The following is a 20,691-nucleotide window of genomic DNA, read 5'->3' as shown; positions in this document are numbered from 1 at the left end:
TCCCTGAGGACGACACCCAGGAGTCCGACCCGCGCGTCGTCTGACCCGTTCCCCCGCACCGACGCCCCGGTGCCGTCCGGCCCGGGGCGTCGGTGCGGGGGAACGGGTCAGACGACGCGCGGGTCGGACTCCTGGGTGTCGTCCTCAGGGATGTGGACGTCCTGGACGGTCACGTTGATCTCGGCGACCTCCATGCCGGCGATGTGCTGGATGGCGTCGGCGACGGCGGAGCGCACGTCCTCGGCGACCTTCTGCAGCGGCGCGGGGTACTCGGCGACAATGGTGATGTCGGCGGCGACCTGGCGCTCGCCGACCTCGACCTTGACGCCCTGGCCGCGGTCGTCGTTGCCGATCGCACTGCGGATGGCGCCGATCGCTCGGGCCGCTCCTCCGCCGAGGGCGTGGACGCCCGGGACCTCGCGCGCGGCGATGCCGGCGACCTTGGCGATGACGCCGTCCTCGATCACGGTGCGTCCGGATCCGGTGCTGGTCTGACGGGTGGTGGTCGCGGTGGTCTCGGCCATGGTCTCCTCTTTCGCTCGGGGCCCGATCGCTCGATCAGGCGGGGTATGCAGGTAGGACGCTCCGTCGACGCCGAACGTCACGGTCGGATCCGGCCCGCCCAGGCAACTGCCAGAGAGGAGGGCCGGGCCGGGCCGGTCCTCTCAGGAACGCGGTCGACGCCCGTCGATTCGCCCTCGGCCCGGTGCTGTGGTGGCATGGAGCCGTGACCGACGCGACCGCCCCGCAGGCGCCCCTCCCCGATCGGACGGCCGAGCGCATGCGGCCGCGCGCCCTGCTCGTCCTGGCCCTGATCGGCGCGGTCGGCGGGACCCTGTCGGGCGCGTTCGGCGTCGGCGGCGGGATCGTGATGGTGCCGATGCTGATCGCCTGGGCCGGGATGGACCAGCGCCGCGCCTCCGCCACCTCGCTGCTCGCGATCGCTCCGACCTCGGTCGCCGGAGCGTTCGGCTACGCTCTCGCCGGCCAGGTCGCCTGGGTCCCGGCGGCGGTGATCGCGGCTGCGGCGATGCTCGGGGCGGTGGCCGGATCCTGGCTGCTAGCGCGGCTGCCTCTGGGCGTGCTGCGCTGGATGTTCGTGGCGCTGCTCGTGGCCGCGGCGGTGCGGATGGCCGTGTTCGGCTCGAACGACACCGGCGACGTCGCCGAGGGCTGGGGCGTGTGGCCCGGATTCGCGGGGCTCGGCATCGGGATGGGCGTCGCCTCCGGCCTCTTCGGCATCGGCGGCGGAGCGATCGCCGTGCCGGTCCTGGTCGGGGCCTTCGGGCTCGCGGACCTCCTGGCCAAGGGCACCTCGCTCGCCGCGATGATCCCCACGGCGGTCACCGGCTCGATCGCGAACGCCCGGCGCGGCCTGCTCGACGTGCGCGCGGGCCTCGTGGTCGGGCTCACCGCGACGGCGTTCTCCTTCGCAGGAGTGGCGCTCTCCTTCCTCCTGCCGGCGCGCGTGTCCGGGATCCTCTTCGCGGTCCTCCTCCTGCTCGCGGCGGTGCAGCTCGCCCTCCGCGGGCGGCGCCGCTGAGCCCTGCACGACGCGGACCCCCGCCGTCAACGCCCTGTCCGATCCGTCGCAGACGCTCGTAGCGTCGTCGCGATCGGGCGCGGGCCCGGAGGGGCGGGAGCACGATGGAGCAGCAGCAGCGCGAGCAGCAGGGCCGGCAGCAGCGGCGAGGGGGCGGCGCGAGCCTGCACCGGGACGTCGCACCCGGGGTGCACCGGCTCGAGCACGCCTGGACGAACCTCTACCTGATCGAGGAGGCGGGCCGGTTGACCGTCGTCGACGCAGGTCTCCCGAGGACGTGGCCGCACCTGGTCCGCGCGCTGGAGGTGCTCGGCCGCTCGCTCGGCGACATCGACGCCCTCGTGCTGACCCACGCGCACTTCGACCACCTCGGCGTCGCCCGCAGCCTCGTCCGGCGGGGCGTCCCCGTGCACCTGCACGCGGCCGACCAGCCGCTCGCCGCGCAGCCCTACTCCTACCGCCGCCAGCGCACGCCGTTCGTGTACCCGCTGCTGCACCCCTCCGCGATCCCGGTGCTCGGAGCGATGGCCCGTGCGGGCGCGCTCGCGGTGCCGCCCGTGCACGGGACCCTGCCGCTGACCGCCGGAGCGGTGCTCGACGTGCCCGGATCGCCCCGCGTGCTCGCGACTCCGGGGCACACCGACGGGCACGTCTCGCTGCACCTGCCCGAGCGCGACGCGGTGATCGGCGGAGACGCGCTGGTCACGCTCGACCCCTACTCCGCGCGCACCGGCCCGCACCTGGTCGCGCGCGCCGCCACCGCCGACACGGCGCAGTCCCTCGACTCGCTGCGGGTCCTCGCCGGGACCGGGGCGCGGACACTCCTGCCCGGCCACGGCGCGCCCTGGCGCCTGGGCGTCGCGGCGGCGGCCGAGCTCGCGGCGCGGACGCCGATCGCCTAGGGCGCGCCGCCGCAGGCCGCTCAGAGGCCGGTGGCCTGCCTCCCCGGCCGACCCGGTCCCGCAGCCGTGGCACCATCGGAGGTGATGTCGATCCCCGGTCCCGCATGAGCGCGGTCAGCTACCAGGCCGCGTCGATCCCCCTCCGCCTGGCCAGCGCCGGCATGGTCGTCGCCCTCCCCGTCCTCGCCGTCGAGCGTCTCGGCGACGTCGCGCTCGGCGGTGCCCTGACCGGAGCGGCGCTCTTCCCCGCCGTGATCGCCGCGCCGCTGGTCGGCACGGTGCTCGACCGGGTCCGCCGCCCCCGCCGGCTCCTGGTCGGCGCCGCGCTCACGACCGCCGTCGCCTTCGCGGTCGCCGCCTTCCTCGGCGAGGTGCCGACGCCGCTCATCGTGGTGCTGCTGCTCCTCGCGGGGCTCGCGACGCCCGTCTACATGGGCGGCATGTCGAGCTTCGTCACGAGCGCCATCCCGGAGCCGCGCCGCGCCTACGCGCAGGACTCGCTCTCGTACACGGTCGCCTCGATCAGCGGGCCGGCCATCGTGGGCCTCGCGGTCGGAGTCGGGGGAGCGCGGACCGCGATGCTCGCCATGGCGGTCCTCGCCCTCATCGGCGTCGTCGGGTCGCTCGGCCTGGCGATGGAGGCCCGTCCGGCGCCGACCGTCGGCGTGCTGCGGACGATCGTCGCGGGCGTCACCCACCTCGTGCGACACCGTCCGATCGCGGTGGTCACCTCGGCGGGCACGCTCAGCCAGGTCGCGGGCGGAGCGGCGGGAGTCGCGGCGATCAGCCTCTCGGTGGAGCGGCTGGGCAGCACCGACGCAGCCGCGTGGATCCTGACCGCCTTCGCCGTGGGCGGCCTGCTCGGCGCCCTCGCCGTGGCGGCCCGCCGCTGGACCCGCCGTCCGCCGGCGTGGACCATGGGCGCCGCCTACATCGCGACCGGCGCCGTCCTCCTGGTCGCCGTCCCCGACCTGGGCGTCGTCGTGGCGATCGCCGCCTTCGCGGTCGCGGGCGTCTTCACGGCCCCCTCGAACGCGGCGATGCTGCTGTTGCGCGACCAGGAGAGTCCCGCCGCCGTCCGCTCGCAGGTGTTCACGATCGGCGCGGGGCTGCGCTCCGCCGCCGCGGCCGTCGGCGCCGTGCTGGCGGGAGCGGCGTCCGGCCTCGGAGCCTCCTGGCTCGTCGCGGGGATCGCCGTGGTCTGGATCGGCTCCGGCCTGCTGCTGCGGCTGTTCCCCGCGCGCGACCGCGACTGACCCGGGCCGCGCGCGGAGCGCTCGGCGGGACCGGCACCGCCGCGCGCGGAGATCGCGATCAGGCCGCGACGCCCGCCAGCGTGCCCGTGCTCGGCCCGTTCGGGTCGGTGATCATGCAGTTGATCGTCCGGTCGCCCGTGCCCCAGCTCTCGGCGGTCGGGTAGTAGTAGCTGAAGTCGTACGCCGAGTCCTGGTAGCCGATCCCGGTGAACGACTCGAACGCCGTGACGCAGTCGGTCTCGGCCTGCTCCGTCGCGACGGACTCGCCCGGGTACTCGTCGGCGTCGGCCATCGTCAGGTTCTGGAACACCTCGTAGACGTGCGGGTCGGTGCAGGGCACGGTCGGCACGTCGGTGACCTCGGTCGCCTCCTCGCTGAGCTCGCCGTTCAGGCAGTCGCCCACGCGCAGCTGGAAGACGTCGGTCGTCCCGCCCTCGGTGATCTCCCCGGTCTCGTCGTCGCGGGTCTCGCCTCCCATCAGGCCGTTCAGGCCCGAGCAGCCGGTCAGGCCGAGGGTGAGGGCCGCGCCGGCGGCCAGGACGAGGGCGGTTCTGCGGCGGTTCATGGCGACTCCCGGGATCAGCGGTACGGAGGTGTTCCTGTGACGGCTCCCAGGCTAGGGGTGCATTGCATCCGTCCCGAGGGGGATGCACTCGATCCGGATCTCCACTTTCCGGAGTAGCGGACGCTCAGCCCGGTCCGGTCGAATGGGGTCATGGCTCAGAAGACGGTCGCAGACCAGCTCATCGCTCAGCTCATCGACGCCGGCGTCTCCCGCATCTACGGGATCGTCGGCGACTCGCTGAATCCGATCGTCGACGCGGTGCGCCGCAGCGGCGGCTCCGAGAAGGGAGGCATCGACTGGATCCACGTGCGCAACGAGGAGGCGGCCGCCTTCGCCGCCGGCGCGGAGGCGCAGCTCACCGGGCGCCTCGCCGTCTGCGCCGGCAGCTGCGGCCCCGGCAACCTGCACCTCATCAACGGCCTCTACGACGCGCACCGCTCCTCCGCCCCGGTGCTCGCCATCGCGAGCCACATCCCCAGCAACGAGATCGGCTCGTCCTACTTCCAGGAGACGCACCCGGACAGGCTCTTCGTCGAGTGCTCGAACTACCGCGAGCTGATCTCGACCGCCGCCCAGGCTCCGCGGGTCGTGAACGCCGCGATGCGCAGCGCGGTGGCGCTCCGCGGAGTCGCCGTGGTCACCCTCCCCGGCGACATCGCCGAGCTGGAGGCGGTCGACGGCTTCCCCGCGTTCGTGCTGCCGTCGACACCCGTCCTGGTCCCCGCCGACGCCGACGTCCGCGCCCTCGCGGCCGCGATCGACCAGGCGCGGACCGTCGCGATCTTCGCGGGCGCCGGAGTGCAGAACGCGCACGACGAGGTCGTCGCCTTCGCCGAGCTGGTGGGCGCGCCCGTCGGGCACAGCCTGCGCGGCAAGGAGTGGATCCAGTACGACAACCCCTACGACGTCGGCATGACGGGCCTCCTCGGCTACGGAGCGGCGCACGCCGGCATGCACGACGCCGACCTGCTCCTCCTCCTCGGCACCGACTTCCCCTACGAGCAGTTCCTCCCCGACGCCTCGAAGGTGGTGATCGCTCAGGTCGACAGCGACGCCTCGAAGCTCGGTCGCCGCGTCAGCGTCGCGCACCCCGTCCACGGGGACGTGGCGGCGACCCTCACCGCGCTGACCCCGCTCGTGCAGCGGAAGGACCACCGCTTCCTCGACAAGACGCTGAAGAAGCACGAGAAGCTGGTCACCGGAGTCGTCGGGAAGTACACCGAGGTCGGCACGCGCAGCCCGATCCACCCCGAGCTCGTCGCCTCCACGCTCGACGGCCTGCTCTCCGAGGACGCGATCGTCACCGCCGACACCGGCATGGGCAACGTCTGGCAGGCCCGCTACATCACCCCCAACGGGAAGCGGCGCCTGCTCGGCTCGTACATGCACGGGTCGATGGCGAACGCGCTGCCGCAGGCGGTCGGCGCGCAGCTCTCGCACCCCGGTCGCCAGGTCGTCTCGCTGAGCGGCGACGGCGGGCTCTCCATGCTGATGGGCGAGCTGGTCACGGTCGCCGCCTACCGGCTGCCCGTGACGATCGTCGTGTTCAACAACTCCACGCTCGGGCTGGTGAAGGTCGAGATGCTGGTCGACGGCTTCCCGGACTTCGCCGTCGACGTGCCGATGGTCGACTACGCGAAGGTGGCGGAGGCGATCGGCATCCGCGGCATCCGCGTCGAGGACCCGCGCGACGTGGAGGAGGCCCTCCGCTCGGCGCTCGCCGACGGCGGCCCGGTCCTCGTCGACGTGGTGACGGATCCGCTCGCCCTCTCGCTCCCGCCCACGATCACGGGCGCGCAGGTGAAGGGCTTCGCGCTGGCGGTCTCGAAGATCGTGATGAACGGAGGAGCGGGCGAGGCCGTCGCGCTGGCCCGCACCAACATCAAGCACGCTCTCCGATGATCGACGCCCGGGCGCTCGCGAGCGGCACCTGGTTCGTCCGGGGCTCCTCGCTGCCGCTCTGGCGCTCGCGGTCGGGGGTGGCGATCACGTACGCGCCGCTCCCGACCGGCGGGATCGGCGACGTCGTCAGCTGGCGCGGCCGCACGCGCTCGCACTACGTGGTCGGGATCGACACCCCCGACCCGCACGATCCGTCCGGCTTCCGCTGGCGCGGCGTCGAGCCGCTGACCCTCCTCGCCCGCAGCCGCTGGTCGTTCGTCGCCGCCGACGAGGAGGCGGGCTGGGCGCTCACCCGCTTCGCCCGGACGCCGTTCACGCCCGCCGGCGTCGACGTGTACGTCCGCGAGCCGCACCCGGCCCGCGGCGTCCTCGCGGCGGCGCTCGCCGCCTGCGCCGCCGACCCGCGCACGTCCGCGCTGCGCCTGCGCCTCTTCGAGGTCGCGCCCTGACTCCTGTGCGCGCGCCCTCCCGTGAGGCGTCACGAACGGCCGTCATCCCGCTCGGATGACGACCGTTCGTGACCCCTCGGCGGTCGTCGATGCGGAGCCCGGTCGGCGAGTGCTCGTCGCAGGCGCTCGACGGAGCGCTCGGGGTGGGGGACGAACTCGGCGCCGACGATGCGGACGACGCGGACGCCGATCGAGGCGAGGTCGTCGTAGCGGCCGAGGTCGCGCGCGAAGCGCCGGTTGCTGGTGCGATGATCGTCGCCCTCGTACTCCCACGCGACCCGCTCCGCGGGGTACCAGCCGTCCGGCCGCCCGACGAAGACCCCGTCGGAGTCGAACAGCGGCTCCTGCAGCACCGGCTCCGGGAGCCCCGCCCGCATGGACGCGAGCCGGAACCGCGACTCTTGCCGCGACTCCGCCCCGTCGCGCACCAGAGCGAGCGCGGCGCGGAGTCGCACCGAGCCCCGACCGCGGAAGGCCGACACGCGCTCCCGCAGGTAGGGCAGCGGCACCCAGGGCCGTCGATCGGCCGGATCGCCGACGACCGGCGTGCGCACCAGCGCGTCGCCCACTGCGACGAGGTCGTCCGGCTCGAGGAGTGCGGAGAGATGGCAGAAGAGTGAGGCCGGATCGGTGAGGGGGAGTCCGCGGCGCAGGACGCGGCGGACGTCGGGATCGGCGAGGGCGTGGCCGACGACGTTCCGGTGCCGGGGAGCGCGTCCCGGCCGGCGGACGCTGACGTGCACCGGCTCGTCCGCGGCGGCGGGCGGGAGGTCGAGCGGCCAGAGCCGCGCCGCCGTCACGTGGCTCAGGAGAGCCTGCGGACCGACCAGCGCGAGGAGCGCCTGCGCGCGCAGGCGCAGGTCGGGGTCGGGGTCGGCGGTGCGGACCCCGTGGAAGGGACGGTGGAGGTCGGAGCTGCGGAGCCGCCCGCGGCTCAGTCCGCTCGCGCGAGCGTCAGCGACGGTGAAGGCGCGGCCGCGGAGTCCGATCGGAAGGGGCGAGGGATCGTGCATCCGGCCACTGTCCCGCCTCCCGATCCTTGTGAACCGGTTCTCCACAGGTCGGATCCTGCGCCCTTCCCGCTCGACCGCGTCCAGGCGTCACGAACGGTCGTCATCCCGCTCGGATGACGACCGTTCGTGACGCCTCGGCGGGCCCCTGAAGCCCGCCGGGCGCGTCACTCGCCGAGCGTGATCGCCTGCGCCTCGACGAGCTCGGGCTCGGGCTCGTGGGCGTCGGCGCGGGCCAGGGTGCGGCGTCCGAGCAGCACGATCAGCGCGGCGACGGCGACGGCTCCGGCCGCGGCGTACATCGGGAAGGCCGGCGAGATCGCGGCGGCCAGGGCGGAGGCGGCGGGCGGGGCGATCGCGCCGCCGAGGAAGCGGACGCCGGAGTAGGCGGACGAGGCGACCGAGCGGGGCAGGTCGGTCGCCTCCATCACGCACTCGGTGAGCACCGTGTTGACGACTCCGAGCAGCAGGCCGCCGACGATGATGCAGACGATCAGGCCGACACGGGACGAGATCACGAGGCCGCCGGCGATCAGGTCGAGCGCGAGCAGCAGCAGCACCGAGCGCAGCACGACGGTGCGCGGGAGGCGCCGGGTGAGCAGCGGAGCGACGAACACGGAGGTGACCGCCACGCCCAGGCCCCAGCCGAAGAACGTGAAGCCGAGGCCCATCTCGTCCAGCCCGAGCGGGTAGGGCGTGTAGGCGAGCAGCACGAAGAAGCCGATGTTGTAGAACAGGGCGGCGCCCGCCAGCGTGCGGATGGCCGGGACCTTGAGCGCCGCGAAGGGCGCCGAGAGCGGAGTCGGAGCGGGCTTGGGGCCGTCCTCGCGCAGGAGCGTCGCGATGGCGATGAAGCCGACGGCCATCAGCACGGCGGTCCCGAAGAACGGGCCGCGCCACGAGACGCTGCCGAGGAGCCCGCCGAGCAGCGGGCCGATGGCGATGCCGATGCCCAGCGCGGCCTCGTAGAGCACGATCGCCGCGGAGGAGCCTCCGCTCGCCGCGCCGACGATGGTCGACAGCGCGGTCGAGATGAACAGCGCGTTGCCGAAGCCCCAGCCCGCGCGGAAGCCGATGACGCCCTCGACGCTGCCCGCCGTGCCGGCGAGCGCGGCGAACACCACGATCAGCACCAGGCCGATCATGAGGGTCTTCTTGGCGCCGATGCGGCTGGAGAGCCAGCTGGTGAAGAACATCACGACGCCGGTGATGACGAGGTAGCTCGTGAAGAGCAGCGAGGTCTCGGTCGGAGTCGCCTGCAGGCTCTCGGCGATGGCCGGGAGGATCGGGTCGACCAGGCCGATCCCCATGAAGGCGATCACCGCGGCGAAGGCGACGGCCCAGACGGCCAGCGGCTGCTTCAGGATCGAGCCCTGGGCGGGCGAGTGGGGGGAGGTGGTCACGGCGTGGAGCCTTTCTCGGGGGAGGAGGGGACGGGGGTGCCGGCGATGCGGGCGACGCGGGCCTCGACGAGGGTCGCGGCGCGCTCGAGGGCGAGGCGGTCGTCCTCGTCGAGGTCCTCGAACAGCGGGGCCAGGGCGGCCTCGAGGCGGAGACGGTGCTCGGCGAGGGCGTCGAAGCCGGCGGGAGTGCCCTCGATCAGCCAGGCGCGGCCGTCGCCGGCGTCGTGGACGCGGCGGATCCAGCCGGCCTCGTCGAGACGGGCGATGATGCCGGTCATCGTCGGCTGGGTGACGCGGACCCGCTCGGCGAGCTCGCCGAGACGGGAGGGGGAGGCGGTGCGCAGCTCGGCGAGCGTCGACCAGACGGCTCCGGACTGCGCGCCGAGCCCGGTCGCGCCGCTCGCCCGGCCCGCGAACCGCGTGAGGGCGGTGGCGGCGGAGGCGAGACGCACGGGGGCACTGGGATCGGGCACGAGAAACAATATAGCACGACTATGTAGTTCGGTGGAGGGCGCTTCGAGTCCACCCTCCATCGGGCGCACTCACTGACGTTCTCCTCCGCTTCTGTGACAGGATCGTCCGTATTCGCGCGTCCACTCCCGCGATCACCGATGGAAAGAGAAGTCATGTCCCCCAGCGAGCACGACGTCGTCGTGATCGGAGCCGGTGCCACCGGACTCACCGCGGCGCTCCGGCTGCAGCAGCACGGACTCGACGTCGTCGTCGTCGAGGCGCGCGAGCGCGTGGGCGGGCGGCTCGAGACCCGCGTGGTCGACGGGCAGCTCCTCGAGCTCGGCGGCCAGTGGGTCTCGCCGGACCAGACGGCGCTCCTCGAGACCCTCGACGAGCTCGGCCTCGGCACCTACTCCCGCTACCGCGAGGGCGAGAGCGTCTACATCGGCGCCGACGGCTCCGCTCGCCGCTTCACCGGCGACATCTTCCCGGGGAGCGAGCGCACCGAGTCCGAGATCTCCCGCCTGATCGAGGTGCTCGACCGCCTCGTGGCCCAGACCGATCCGGCGGCGCCGTGGACGCATCCGCTCGCCCGCGACTACGACCGCGTCACCTTCGCCGCCTGGCTGGAGCAGCAGAGCGACGACGAGGAGGCGCGGGCCAACATCGCCCTCTTCCTCGCCGACGCCATGCTCACCAAGCCGGCGCACGCCTTCTCCCTCCTCCAGGCGCTCCTCATGGCCGCGAGCGCGGGGAGCTTCAGCAACCTGGTCGACGCCGACTTCATCCTCGACAAGCGCGTGATCGGCGGCCTCCAGCAGGTCCCGGAGCGGCTCGCCGAGCGCCTCGGCGCCGAGCGCGTCCTGCTCGGGCACCCGGTCCGCTCCGTCCGCTACGGCGACGACGGGGTCGAGGTGCGCGCCGACGGCGTCGTCCTCCGCGCCCGCCGCGCGATCGTCGCCGTGCCGCCGACCCTCGTCGGCCGCATCTCGTTCGACCCGCCGCTCCCGCGCCTGCGGCAGCAGGCCCTGCAGCACCAGTCGCTCGGCCTCGTGATCAAGGTGCACGCCACCTACGCCACGCCCTTCTGGCGCGCCGACGGCCTCTCCGGCACCGCGTTCAGCCCGCACTCGCTCGTCCACGAGGCCTACGACAACTCGAACCACGGGGAGGAGCGCGGCACCCTGGTCGGCTTCGTCTCGGACGAGAAGGCCGACCGCGTGCTCGCGCTCGACGAGGCGGAGCGGAAGGCCGCGATCCTCGACTCGCTCGCCGCCTACTTCGGCGCGGCCGCACTCGATCCGGTCGTCTACTACGAGAGCGACTGGGCGTCCGAGGAGTGGACGCAGGGCGCGTACGCCGCGAGCTTCGACCTGGGCGGGCTGACCCGGTACGGCGCGCTGCAGCTGGAGCCGGTGGGTCCGCTCCGCTTCGGCACGAGCGACCTCGCCGCCGAGGGCTACCAGCACGTCGACGGCGCCATCCGCGTCGGCAGGCGCCTGGCACAGGAGATCATCGACGAGGACGGCGCGACCGCACCGGCCCCCCAGCGCGAAGGAGCACAGCCCGCATGAGCACCCACTACGCCGTGATCGACCCGGCCACGGGGGAGACCCTCCGCGAGTACCCGACCCTCGGCGACGCCGAGCTGACCGCGACGATCGGCTCGGCGCAGGACGCCTACTCCTCGTGGTCGCGAACCGTGCCCGTCGCGACCCGCGCGGCGCTGATCGCCCGCGTGGCAGAGCTGCACGTCGAGCGCGCCGACGAGCTCGCGGCGATCATCACCCGCGAGATGGGCAAGCCGCTCGACCAGGCGCAGGGCGAGGTCGGCTTCGCCGCCGACATCTACCGCTACTACGCCGAGAACGGCGAGGCCTTCCTCGCCGACGAGCCGATCGAGCTCGCCGAGGGCACCGGCTCCGCGCTGATCCGCCGCGCCGGGCTGGGCGTGCTGCTGGGCATCATGCCGTGGAACTTCCCCTACTACCAGGTGGCCCGCTTCGCCGGCCCGAACGTGGTCGCGGGCAACACGATCCTGCTCAAGCACGCGCCGCAGTGCCCGGAGTCGGCCGCCGCCATCGCCGACATGTTCCGCACCGCGGCCGAGGAGCTGGGCGCGCCCGCCGGCGTCTACGTGAACCTCTACGCCACGAACGAGCAGGCCGCGACCGTCATCGCCGACCCCCGGGTCCAGGGCGTCTCCGTCACCGGCTCCGAGCGGGCCGGCGCGGCCGTCGCGGAGCTCGCGGGCCGACACCTGAAGAAGGTCGTGCTCGAGCTCGGCGGCTCCGACCCGTTCGTGCTCCTGTCGACCGACGACCTCGACAAGGCGGTCGAGGACGCGGTCGCCGCGCGCCTGGACAACAACGGCCAGTCCTGCAACGCCGCGAAGCGCTTCATCGTGATCGACGAGCTGTACGACGCGTTCGCCGAGAAGTTCACGGAGGCGTTCACCCGCGCCCAGCCGGCCGATCCGTTCGCGGAGGGCACCCTCCTCGGCCCGCTCTCCTCCTCCGCCGCGACGGAGCGCCTCGAGGCGCAGCTGGCGGCCGCGCGCGAGCAGGGGGCCACCGTCCGCGCCAGCGGCGAGGTGACCGGCAACTTCTTCCCGCCCGCCGTGCTCGAGGGCGTCACGCCCGAGATGGACGCCTACCGCGAGGAGTTCTTCGGCCCCGTCGCCGCGCTCTACCGCGTCCGCGACGAGGACGAGGCGATCGCCCTCGCGAACGACACCCCCTATGGCCTCGGCTCCTACCTCTACACGACCGACCAGGAGCAGGCCCTGCGCCTGGCGGATCGGATCGACGCGGGCATGGTCTGGATCAACCTCGTCCTCGGCGACGCGGCCGAGCTGCCCTTCGGCGGTGTGAAGCGCTCGGGCACCGGCCGCGAGATGGGCCGCCCCGCCCTCGAGGAGTTCGTGAACAAGAAGCTCATCCGCATCGCGTGAGACGGGCGCGGGCCGGGCCCCGGAGTCGATCCGGAGCCCGGCCCGCAGCCGCTCGGCGTGCGCCCGCTCACTTCTTCGTCAGCGACGACTCCTTGTGCGCGGCCTTCGCGTCGGTCTTGTCGCTCTGCACGATCCAGTAGGGCTCGTCGTCCGAGGCGTTGAACTTCTGCCCCTCGAACTGGAACTCCTTCGTCTTCTTCTCGACCAGCTCGCCGTGGGTCTCGCCCTGCGAGGTGTTCCAGCTGATCTTGTCGCCCTTCTTCACGAGGCGGCTCCTCTCTCTCGGTCGCGCCGGAGCGCGGTGGTCCCCTCGCGCGGGAGCGCGATGGTGGTGGTGACGTCGACGATCGCCGGGGCGGCGGGCGCCGACGAGAAGCCGAACCGCACGGGCGGCGAGAGCGGGCGCAGCGGGCCGAGGTCCTCCTCCGCCAGCACCGCGTGGACCCCCTCGACGCGGCGGATCGCCCGCACGCCGTAGTACTCGCGGCGTCCGTGCCCTGCCGACCCGGCCGTGCTCACTCCGCGGACGAGCAGGGAGGCGACCGGCGAGATCGCGGTCAGCCATGCCGGGTGCTCGGCGAGCGGTCGTGGAACGATCCGCAGCAGCCGGCCGAGCGGAGTGAGACCGCCGAGCTCCAGTCGCACCGCGAGCGGTCCGGCCGCGACGGACAGGCCGCCCGCGATCCTCCGCCACGACACCGGCGCGATCCGCACCTCGTCGAACGCGTACGTCGACCCGATGAAGTCCGCGACCTCGCGGGTCGGTGCGATCAGGAGGCGGTGGCCGTCGCCGTCCTCGACCATCGCGTCGGCGAACGGGCCGAAGGGGGTGTCCTCCCAGAGGCCCAGCACGATCCTCGTGCCCGAGGACGTGCCGAACCCCGCGATGCGCCCGCCGAAGCGGAGGAGCCGCGGGGTCCGGCCGGTCATCAGGAGGCCGAGCGCAGCAGCGTGAACGAGCCGTCGCGCACGATCAGCGTGGTGACCTCGCCCTCGACGACCTGCTCCGGGTCGCTCGAGGCGGCCAGCGTCCACTCGGCGCCGGGCGCCTCGGGAACGGTGAACTCGACGCCGTTCTCCGCCGCGTTCAGCAGCAGGGCGAAGCTCGCGCTGCCCTCGTGCTCGAACACGAAGGTGATCGAGCGGGCGTCGGGGTTGTCCCAGTCCTCGTCGGCGAAGCCCTGCGCGTCGGAGCGGAGGATGTCGACCGTGTCGGGGCCGCCGTCGCCGGGGGCGCGGCGGAACCACTTCGGGCGCAGCGCCGGCTCCGCGGCGCGGAGGGCGACCAGCTCGCGGGTGAAGGCGAGCAGCTCGCGGTCCGCGTTCTCCCAGTCGAACCACGAGATCTCGTCGTCCTGGCAGTAGGCGTTGTTGTTGCCGCCCTGCGTGCGGGCGATCTCGTCGCCGCCCAGGATCATCGGCACGCCGGCCGAGAGCAGCAGCGTCGCGAGGAAGTTGCGGCGCATGCGGTCGCGGCGCTCGTTGACCGCCTCGTTCTCGGTCGGGCCCTCGGCGCCGTTGTTGGAGGAGCGGTTGTCGCTCTCGCCGTCGTTGTTGTCCTCGCCGTTGGCCGCGTTGTGCTTGCGCGAGTACGCGGTGAGGTCGGCGAGGGTGAAGCCGTCGTGCGCGGTGACGAAGTTGATGCTGGAGACCGGCGAGCGGCGGTCGGCCTCGTACACGTCGGGGGAGCCGAGGACGCGCTGCGCGGTCGTGCCGAGCACCGAGTCGGCGCCGTTCCAGAAGTCGCGCACGTCGTCGCGGAACTTCCCGTTCCACTCCGACCAGTCCGCGGGGAAGCCGCCGACCTGGTAGCCGGCGGTGTCCCACGGCTCGGCGATCATCTTGACGGGCGCGAGCACCGGGTCCTGCGCGATCAGGTCGAGGAAGGCGCTGTGCACCTCGGCCTCACCGGTCTGGCGGGTGAGGGTGGTGGCGAGGTCGAAGCGGAAGCCGTCGATGTGCATCTCGGTCACCCAGTAGCGCAGGGAGTCCATGATCAGGCCGAGCGCGGCGGGGTGCGCGACGTTGAGGCTGTTGCCGGTGCCGGTGGTGTCGAAGTAGTTCGCGCGGTCCTCCTCCACCAGGCGGTAGTAGGAGCCGTTGTCGATGCCCTTGAACGAGAGGGTGGGGCCCTTGTCGTTGCCCTCGGCGGTGTGGTTGTAGACCACGTCGAGGATGACCTCGAGGCCGGCCTCGTGGAACGCCTTGACCATGGCCTTGAACTCGTCGACCTGCGAGCCGTCGTCGCCGGCGTGCGAGTACTCGTTGTGCGGCGCGAAGAAGCCGAGGGAGTTGTAGCCCCAGTAGTTGCGCAGGCCCTTCTCCTCGAGGTGCGAGTCCTGCACGAACTGGTGCACGGGGAGCAGCTCGACCGAGGTCACGCCCAGGTCGGTGAAGTGCTTGATCGCGGCGGGGTGAGCGAGGCCGCGGTAGGTGCCGCGGATGTCCTCGGGCACGTCGGGGTGCAGCTTCGTGAAGCCCTTCACGTGCACCTCGTAGACGACGGTCTCCTCGAGCGGGATGCGCGGCGCGGTGTCGCCGCTCCAGTCGAAGGAGTCGGGATCGGTGACGACGCAGCGGGGGACCGCGTGCGCGGAGTCGGCGTCGTTGCGGGTGTCGGCGTCCTCGTAGAACTGGCCGAAGACGTCCTCGGACCAGGTGTACGAGCCCTCGATCGCGGTGGCGTGCGGGTCGAGGAGGAGCTTGGCGGCGTTGTGGCGGAGGCCGTTGGCGGGGTCCCAGGGGCCGTCGACGCGCAGTCCGTAGCGGGTGCCGATGCCCATCTCGGGGACGAGGCCGTGGAAGACGTGGCCGGTCCGCTCGGTGAGGGCGACGCGGGTCTCTGCTCCGGACTCGTCGAAGAGGCAGACCTCGACGCTGTCCGCGGTCTCGGAGTAGACGGCGACGTCGGCGCCGGCGTGGGCGAGGAGGGAGACGCCGAGGGGATACGGGAAGGAACGGGGGGATGCGGGCATGCGTCCATCCTGACCGGGCGGCTCCGGGAGCTTCGCGCCCTTGTCGCCGCGCCCGCCTCCCGCTAATCTTCCAGGCCCTCCCTTCGACACGGCGCCCTCCGCGGGCATATAGTCAGCTGGCTTACTAAATCGTCGGAGGAGAGCGTCGTGCGCAACCGCAAGTGGATCGGGCTGGTCGTCATCAGCCTCGGAGTGGCGACGATCATCGTCGACTCGACCATCGTCAACGTCGCCATCCCGTCGATCGTCGCCGATCTCGGGATCACCTCGACCCAGGTGCAGTGGGTGCAGGAGTCGTACACGCTCGTGTTCGCCGCGCTCCTGCTGGTCTTCGGCACCCTCGCCGACCGCTGGGGCCGGCGCCGCATGCTGATCGTCGGCGTCTCGCTCTTCGCGCTCTCCTCCGTCGCGGCGGCCCTCGCTCCGACCGGCGACCTGCTGATCCTCTCCAGGGTCGTGCAGGGCGTCGGAGGAGCGATGGTGCTGCCGACGACCCTCTCGCTGATCAACGCCACCTTCCGCGGGCGCGAGCGCGCCATCGCCTTCGCCGTCTGGGGCTCGACCATCGGCGGCATGACTGCGGTCGGCCCGCTGCTCGGCGGCTGGCTCACCACCGACTTCTCCTGGCGCTGGGCGTTCGGCATCAACATCCCGCTCGGCGTGATCATCGTGGTCGGAGCGCTGCTGTTCGTCGACGAGTCGCGGCAGCCCGACGGGCGGAGGGTCGACCTCGTCGGCGCCGCGCTCTCGATCATCGCCTCCGCCTCCCTGGTGTTCGCCCTCATCGAGGGGCGCACCCTCGGCTGGTGGGGCGTCGACGAGCGCCTGAGCGTCGGCGGCTGGAGCTGGCCGCTCGGTCTCTCGCCGGTCCCGATCGCGTTCGCCGTCGCGGTGCTCGCCGGGGTCGCCTTCGTCCTCTGGGCGCGGGCCCGCGAGCGCGCCGGGCGCTCGGCGATGCTCGCGATCGGGCTCTTCCGCCTCGCCTCGTTCCGCAACGGCAACCTCGCCGCGATGATCGTCTCGCTCGGCGAGTTCGGGATCATCCTGGCGCTGCCGATCTGGCTCCAGAGCGTCCTCGGCTACACGGCCGTGCAGACCGGCCTGGTGCTCCTCGCGCTCGCGCTCGGCTCCTTCGTCGCCTCGGGCTTCGCCGGCGCCTTCGGCAACAGGGTCGCGCCGGTGCTGATCGTGCGGGTGGGTCTCGCGGCCGAGATCGTCGGCGTCGCGGGCATCGGCCTGGTCGTCTCCGACTCCACCCCGTGGTGGGCCCTCGTCCCGTTCCTCGCCGTCTACGGCTTCGGCGTCGGCCTCGCGACGGCGCAGCTGACCGGGGTCGTGCTCCGGGACGTGCCCGTCGAGCTCAGCGGGCAGGGCTCGGGCACGCAGTCGACCGCGCGGCAGATCGGCTCCGCGCTGGGCATCGCCGTGCTCGGGACGATCCTCTACACCTCGACCGCGGGGGTCCTCACGACCTCGCTCGAGCAGCAGGGCCTCCCCGCGGAGCAGGTCGCGAGCACCGTCGACGCGGTGGTCGACTCCTCCGGCGCCGCGATCGCCGGGCTCGCCGCGTCGCCGGCCACCGCCGACGCGGCCCGGGCGGCGGGCGAGGCGTTCTCGGACGGCACCCGCTACGCCGCCTTCGCGGCCGCCGGGTTCCTCGCCGTCGGCTTCCTGGCCACGCTCTCGCTCGGCCGACCGGCCGAGGAGGAGGAGTCGGTGGTCAGCTCAGCGGAGCCGAGTCGTCGGCGGTGAAGACGATCTTGCCGATCGTGCGGTCGGCGCCGGTCGCTCGGCGCGACAGCACGTCGACGACGTCGCCCAGCGGATGCACGGCGCCCGGCCGGGGCCGCAGCTCACCGGAGGCGGCGAGCGAGACCGCGCGCCCGATCCGCTCCGCCGTCGCCACCACGATCATGTTGCGCACCCGTGGGCGGTCGCGGCGGACGAGGCCCGTCGCCTGCGAGACCAGCGCCGGACCGCTCGGCACCAGCGTCGCGATGCGCCCGCCCTCGGCCAGGAGGATCGCCGCGTCGTCGACCGGCAGGTGGCCGGAGACGTCGACGACCACGTCGAAGCGGCCGCCCAGCACCCCGAGGTCGAGCGCGCGGTAGTCGTGCGGCTCGGCGCCGAGCGAGCGGAGGAGGTCGGCGGAGGCGGCCGAGCCGGTGGCCGCGACCGTGCATCCCGCCCGCACCAGCAGCTGGATCGTCGGATCGCCGATGGCTCCCGAGCCGCCGCTGACGAGGACGCGCTCGCCGGCGCGCACGTGCAGTGCGTCCACCAGGCCCACCGCGGTGCCGCCCGACATCGCGAGCGTGACGGCCTCGACGAAGCCGAGGGAGTCGGGCATCGGGACGAGCGAGCGGCTGCGCGCGATGGACGCGTCGGCGAAGGCGTCGCCGTCGCGGGTCATCCCCACCACGCGGTCGCCGATCGCGACCGAGTGCGACCCCGGGCCGAGCGCCTCGACGGTGCCGGCGATGTCGAGGCCGAACCCGTAGGGACGGGAGCGGCCGACGGCCATGATCCGCGCGGAGCCGGACAGGATCTTCTCGTCGGTCGCGTTGATGCTCGCCGCGCGCGTGCGCACCAGGACCTCGCCGCGACCCGGCATGGGCACCGGCGCTTCCCGCCACGAGAGCAGATCGGGCCCGCCGAACCTGTCGTACCCGAGTCGTCGCATGTCGCTCCCGTCGTCCGTGCCAGCCCCCCGAGCCTAGGGCGTGGCCGCTGAGCGGAGGCGTCGCGGGAGCCCGGCGGAACCCCCTCCGGTGCCCGCGGGCCCGGTGCTACCGTGGCGGCCATGAGCGCAGACGACAGCCCCGAGTTCGCAGGCTTCGAGGCCACCCCCTCCACCGATGCGGAGAAGGCCGACGACGTCCGTCCCGCTGACGCCGAGGTCGAGGAGAACACGACGGCCGACGAGAGCCGCGACCCGGACCACGGCTACGACCCGATGAGCGAGAGCGGCTCCGAGAACGCCCCCGAGGACGAGGTCGGCCCCCGCGAGGACGAGGAGGGCCTGCTTCCCCCCGGCAGCACCGCCGAGGGAGCCGGCACCGCACTCGGCGCCGACGCCGTCGAGGGCGGCGAGCCCCTGGGCGAGAACGCGAGCGCCGGCACCCCCGGCCAGCTCGCCGACGAGCGCTGGCGGACCAACGGCATCAACCCGCTAGGTTGAGCCTTCTCCCGCGGCGGGCGGGGACCGCCGCGGGAGTGAACACCGCACACAGCTGGCGTTCCGGTTGCTCGGAGGAGGAGCAGGGGTGGGCGCCGTAGCGTTCCGGGAGCGCGGCACGCCGGTCGCGCGGACGGGGAGTCCCATGTCGTTGTTCCTAAACCGCACTCGTGAGGTCCGATGGACCGAGGACGAGAGGCGGGCGCTGGCCGAGGCGGTGGCGGAGGACCGGGCCGACGCCTGGCGCGGAGTGGGTGCGCTCGATCGCACCGTCGTCGTCTCGACCGAGGATCCCGGCGTCCGCGGCGGCGCGCGCTGGCCCACCGATCACCGTGCGTTCCTGCGCGTCGACCGCGGCGCCTCCGTGGTGCTGGCGACCGACGGGCTGAGCGATCCCTTCGACCGGCTCGCGCGTCCCGGCACCGGTCTCGGCCTCGAGCTGTGCCTCGAGACGTCCGCCGTCCGCGGCGTCCCCACCGCCGAGCTCTGGAACCACTGGCACTTCCGCCTGCTGTACGAGGCCGCCCGACGGGCCGCCCTCCAGGGGGTGTGCTGCCGCAGCTCCCTCGACACGGCGCGGCTCGCGAACGTCGCGGCGCCGCCCGCCTGGACCGATGAGCAGGGCACCGTCGGTGTCCTCCTGGGCCTGCGCAGCCCCGGCCTGCCCGAGCGGCTCGACCTGGCGACCGGTCACGCCGACCTGGTCACCCTCACGCCGCTGCGGCCGCAGGAGCACGCCCGGGCGTCGGTCGACGCAGGCGCCCGTGCCGAGATCGCCGAGCGCCTCGGGGCCCTGCCGCACGAGGAGCTCGTGCACACGGCCCGGCCGCTCGTGGTCTGAGGAGCGTCGCGGGTCAGGAGCCCTCGGCCGGCTCCGGCACCACGGTCATCTCGCCGGTGTTGTTCGCGCTCGCGATGAACTGCTCGATCCACAGGCGGTTGAGCGACGGGCGCTTGCTGCCGTGGAACCGGAAGTGCAGCGGAGTCGTCGGGTGCACCCAGACGGAGCTGCGGCCGTAGCCGGACGATTCCGGCTCGCTCCAGGAGAGGCTGAACGACTCGTTCCGCCGCATCTTGGTGAACATCGCGACCTTGAGGTGCGCGAGGAGCCGGTCCTCGAAGTCGATCTCGAGTGATTGCGGTCCGTAGATCAGTCGTCCCATTGTCTCCGCCGTGAAGTCGTGCCGACGCGCCGGAGTCCCGGACGGCGTCGCGGGCTCCGTGAGCTCGGGAGCCGCCACGGAGAGGATACCGATCCTGCGACCCGGAGGGGTGACACGGCTCTCGCCTCCGCCGGCCGAGGGCGGGATCACCCCGTCAACGACGGACGCCCCGCCGACCGGATCCGGGGATCCTGGTCGACGGGGCGTCGGAAGTCGGAGATTACTCGCCGACGCCGCGGATGTTCGCGGCCTGCGGGCCCTTGCGGCCCTGCTCGACGTCGTACTCGACGTGCTGGTTCTCGACGAGCTCGCGGTAGCCCTGCTTCGCGATGGCGGAGAAGTGCGCGAACACGTCGGCGCCTCCGTCGTCGGGAGCGATGAAGCCGAAGCCCTTTTCGGAGTTGAACCACTTAACGGTGCCAGTAGGCATTTCTTTTCCTTATGTGTTAATGACGCCGACCGAGGCCGGCGTCGTCAGAGTCCGCACGAGTGTGCGGTACCCGCTCGACTCGGCCTCCGCGGGTGAAACACGCGTCTGCCGGAGTCGTCCGGGTCGTCTAGGGGCTGAGCTCGCGCCTCCGGGGGAGGGCGGCTCTGCGGGGGAGAACGTCCCGCGGACCGGGCGAGCCGGTGGAGCGGGGGTCGAACGAGGAACGGCGCGGCTTCCGCGGCGTCCTGTGAAGGGCGGTACCCGCGTGCGAGGCGGGCGTTCGAACCGGACGACCGAGGACGATGCTCTCGGTCGGTGCGGTCTCTATCAGGGGCTGAGTCTCTTCGTCGTCGTGCGACTTCTCAGCCGTGGAATTCGGGCGATCGCCCAGGAGATGTCTCGACTCTACGGGATCACGGCCCTCGTCCCGGTCGCGACCGATCGGCCGGGCGCGAGCTGCACGAGCGCCGAGACGACCAGCAGCGCCAGGCTCGGCAGCACCGTGATCA

Annotated in this window: 21 protein-coding genes; 10 read left to right on the top strand and 11 right to left on the bottom strand. The window is 73.1% G+C overall.

Going from position 1 to position 20,691, the window contains the following annotated elements:
* Positions 1-107 precede the first annotated feature (107 nt).
* Positions 108-524 carry an Asp23/Gls24 family envelope stress response protein gene (locus tag C5C50_RS15630; protein WP_104225148.1) on the bottom strand — a complete coding sequence of 139 codons (417 nt, stop codon included), beginning with the start codon at positions 522-524 and terminating at the stop codon, positions 108-110.
* 203 nt (positions 525-727) lie between these two features.
* Here C5C50_RS15630 and C5C50_RS15625 point away from each other — a divergent pair, with 203 nt between their 5' ends.
* The 3 genes from C5C50_RS15625 (at position 728) to C5C50_RS15615 (ending at position 3,701) form a co-directional block, all read left to right on the top strand.
* On the top strand, positions 728-1,543 hold the full coding sequence (locus tag C5C50_RS15625; protein ID WP_104262792.1) for a sulfite exporter TauE/SafE family protein: 816 nt from the start codon (positions 728-730) through the stop codon (positions 1,541-1,543).
* Positions 1,544-1,647: 104 nt separating this feature from the next.
* Complete coding sequence (locus tag C5C50_RS15620; RefSeq protein WP_104225146.1) at positions 1,648-2,445, top strand: MBL fold metallo-hydrolase; 798 nt, start codon at positions 1,648-1,650, stop codon at positions 2,443-2,445.
* Between the two features lie 104 nt (positions 2,446-2,549).
* Positions 2,550-3,701: an MFS transporter gene (locus C5C50_RS15615; protein WP_104226087.1), complete on the top strand. Its 1,152-nt coding sequence runs from the start codon at positions 2,550-2,552 to the stop codon at positions 3,699-3,701.
* Positions 3,702-3,759: 58 nt separating this feature from the next.
* Here C5C50_RS15615 and C5C50_RS15610 read toward each other — a convergent pair whose 3' ends face one another.
* Positions 3,760-4,266 (bottom strand): septum formation family protein, encoded by a 507-nt coding sequence (locus tag C5C50_RS15610; RefSeq protein ID WP_104246962.1) that lies wholly within the window; start codon positions 4,264-4,266, stop codon positions 3,760-3,762.
* A gap of 150 nt (positions 4,267-4,416) precedes the next feature.
* On the opposite strand from C5C50_RS15610, the gene C5C50_RS15605 reads away from it, so the two are divergent.
* Together C5C50_RS15605 and C5C50_RS15600 are read left to right on the top strand one after the other, a co-directional pair.
* A complete protein-coding gene (locus C5C50_RS15605; protein WP_104226089.1) occupies positions 4,417-6,168 on the top strand; it encodes a pyruvate dehydrogenase in 1,752 nt (583 codons plus the stop codon).
* Positions 6,165-6,617: a hypothetical protein gene (locus C5C50_RS15600; protein ID WP_104273863.1), complete on the top strand. Its 453-nt coding sequence runs from the start codon at positions 6,165-6,167 to the stop codon at positions 6,615-6,617. The genes C5C50_RS15605 and C5C50_RS15600 overlap by 4 nt, the downstream gene beginning before the upstream one ends.
* A 29-nt stretch (positions 6,618-6,646) precedes the next feature.
* Here C5C50_RS15600 and C5C50_RS15595 read toward each other — a convergent pair whose 3' ends face one another.
* From C5C50_RS15595 to C5C50_RS15585, 3 genes are all read right to left on the bottom strand, one after another.
* Positions 6,647-7,630, bottom strand: a complete 984-nt coding sequence (locus C5C50_RS15595) for a hypothetical protein (protein WP_104273862.1) — start codon at positions 7,628-7,630, stop codon at positions 6,647-6,649.
* A 164-nt stretch (positions 7,631-7,794) separates the two neighbouring features.
* Positions 7,795-9,030, bottom strand: a complete 1,236-nt coding sequence (locus C5C50_RS15590) for an MFS transporter (RefSeq protein ID WP_104273861.1) — start codon at positions 9,028-9,030, stop codon at positions 7,795-7,797.
* The gene (locus C5C50_RS15585; protein WP_146084654.1) at positions 9,027-9,503 is read right to left on the bottom strand and encodes a MarR family winged helix-turn-helix transcriptional regulator; all 477 of its coding nucleotides are present in this window, start codon (positions 9,501-9,503) and stop codon (positions 9,027-9,029) included. The genes C5C50_RS15590 and C5C50_RS15585 overlap by 4 nt, the downstream gene beginning before the upstream one ends.
* Before the next feature lie 153 nt (positions 9,504-9,656).
* Here C5C50_RS15585 and C5C50_RS15580 point away from each other — a divergent pair, with 153 nt between their 5' ends.
* Together C5C50_RS15580 and C5C50_RS15575 are read left to right on the top strand one after the other, a co-directional pair.
* Positions 9,657-11,057: an NAD(P)/FAD-dependent oxidoreductase gene (locus C5C50_RS15580; RefSeq protein ID WP_104273859.1), complete on the top strand. Its 1,401-nt coding sequence runs from the start codon at positions 9,657-9,659 to the stop codon at positions 11,055-11,057.
* Positions 11,054-12,436, top strand: a complete 1,383-nt coding sequence (locus C5C50_RS15575; protein ID WP_104273858.1) for an NAD-dependent succinate-semialdehyde dehydrogenase — start codon at positions 11,054-11,056, stop codon at positions 12,434-12,436. Before C5C50_RS15580 ends, C5C50_RS15575 begins: the two co-directional genes overlap by 4 nt.
* Before the next feature lie 67 nt (positions 12,437-12,503).
* On the opposite strand, the gene C5C50_RS15570 is transcribed toward C5C50_RS15575, so the two are convergent.
* Genes C5C50_RS15570 through glgX form a run of 3 tightly spaced genes read right to left on the bottom strand, consistent with a single transcriptional unit; the run spans position 12,504 to position 15,411 of the window.
* Positions 12,504-12,701, bottom strand: a complete 198-nt coding sequence (locus C5C50_RS15570; RefSeq protein WP_056866275.1) for a DUF2945 domain-containing protein — start codon at positions 12,699-12,701, stop codon at positions 12,504-12,506.
* The gene (locus tag C5C50_RS15565; RefSeq protein WP_104246956.1) at positions 12,698-13,366 is read right to left on the bottom strand and encodes a hypothetical protein; all 669 of its coding nucleotides are present in this window, start codon (positions 13,364-13,366) and stop codon (positions 12,698-12,700) included. The genes C5C50_RS15570 and C5C50_RS15565 overlap by 4 nt, the downstream gene beginning before the upstream one ends.
* Complete coding sequence (gene glgX, locus C5C50_RS15560; RefSeq protein WP_104273857.1) at positions 13,366-15,411, bottom strand: glycogen debranching protein GlgX; 2,046 nt, start codon at positions 15,409-15,411, stop codon at positions 13,366-13,368. The genes C5C50_RS15565 and glgX overlap by 1 nt, the downstream gene beginning before the upstream one ends.
* Before the next feature lie 147 nt (positions 15,412-15,558).
* Between glgX and C5C50_RS15555 the strand changes: the two genes are divergently transcribed.
* Positions 15,559-17,163, top strand: a complete 1,605-nt coding sequence (locus tag C5C50_RS15555; protein WP_104273856.1) for a DHA2 family efflux MFS transporter permease subunit — start codon at positions 15,559-15,561, stop codon at positions 17,161-17,163.
* On the opposite strand, the gene C5C50_RS15550 is transcribed toward C5C50_RS15555, so the two are convergent.
* Positions 17,132-18,094 (bottom strand): NADP-dependent oxidoreductase, encoded by a 963-nt coding sequence (locus tag C5C50_RS15550; protein ID WP_104226099.1) that lies wholly within the window; start codon positions 18,092-18,094, stop codon positions 17,132-17,134. The two genes, C5C50_RS15555 and C5C50_RS15550, sit on opposite strands and share 32 nt — an antisense overlap.
* 120 nt (positions 18,095-18,214) lie before the next feature.
* Here C5C50_RS15550 and C5C50_RS15545 point away from each other — a divergent pair, with 120 nt between their 5' ends.
* Positions 18,215-18,592, top strand: a complete 378-nt coding sequence (locus tag C5C50_RS15545) for a hypothetical protein (RefSeq protein WP_104314845.1) — start codon at positions 18,215-18,217, stop codon at positions 18,590-18,592.
* Positions 18,593-18,734: 142 nt separating this feature from the next.
* Positions 18,735-19,430: a hypothetical protein gene (locus C5C50_RS15540; protein ID WP_146085921.1), complete on the top strand. Its 696-nt coding sequence runs from the start codon at positions 18,735-18,737 to the stop codon at positions 19,428-19,430.
* A 13-nt stretch (positions 19,431-19,443) separates the two neighbouring features.
* Here the strand turns inward: C5C50_RS15540 and C5C50_RS15535 are convergent, their stop codons facing one another.
* Positions 19,444-19,752, bottom strand: coding sequence for a hypothetical protein (locus C5C50_RS15535; protein WP_104226101.1), 309 nt, complete (start codon positions 19,750-19,752; stop codon positions 19,444-19,446).
* A gap of 220 nt (positions 19,753-19,972) precedes the next feature.
* Positions 19,973-20,182 carry a cold-shock protein gene (locus tag C5C50_RS15530; protein ID WP_055786246.1) on the bottom strand — a complete coding sequence of 70 codons (210 nt, stop codon included), beginning with the start codon at positions 20,180-20,182 and terminating at the stop codon, positions 19,973-19,975.
* Positions 20,183-20,691 lie beyond the last annotated feature (509 nt).

The organism is Rathayibacter sp. AY1D9, from assembly GCF_002932395.1.
Lineage (GTDB): Bacteria > Actinomycetota > Actinomycetes > Actinomycetales > Microbacteriaceae > Rathayibacter.
Note: the sequence above shows the minus strand (reverse complement) of the source record. Positions and strands in the feature narration are given on the sequence as shown.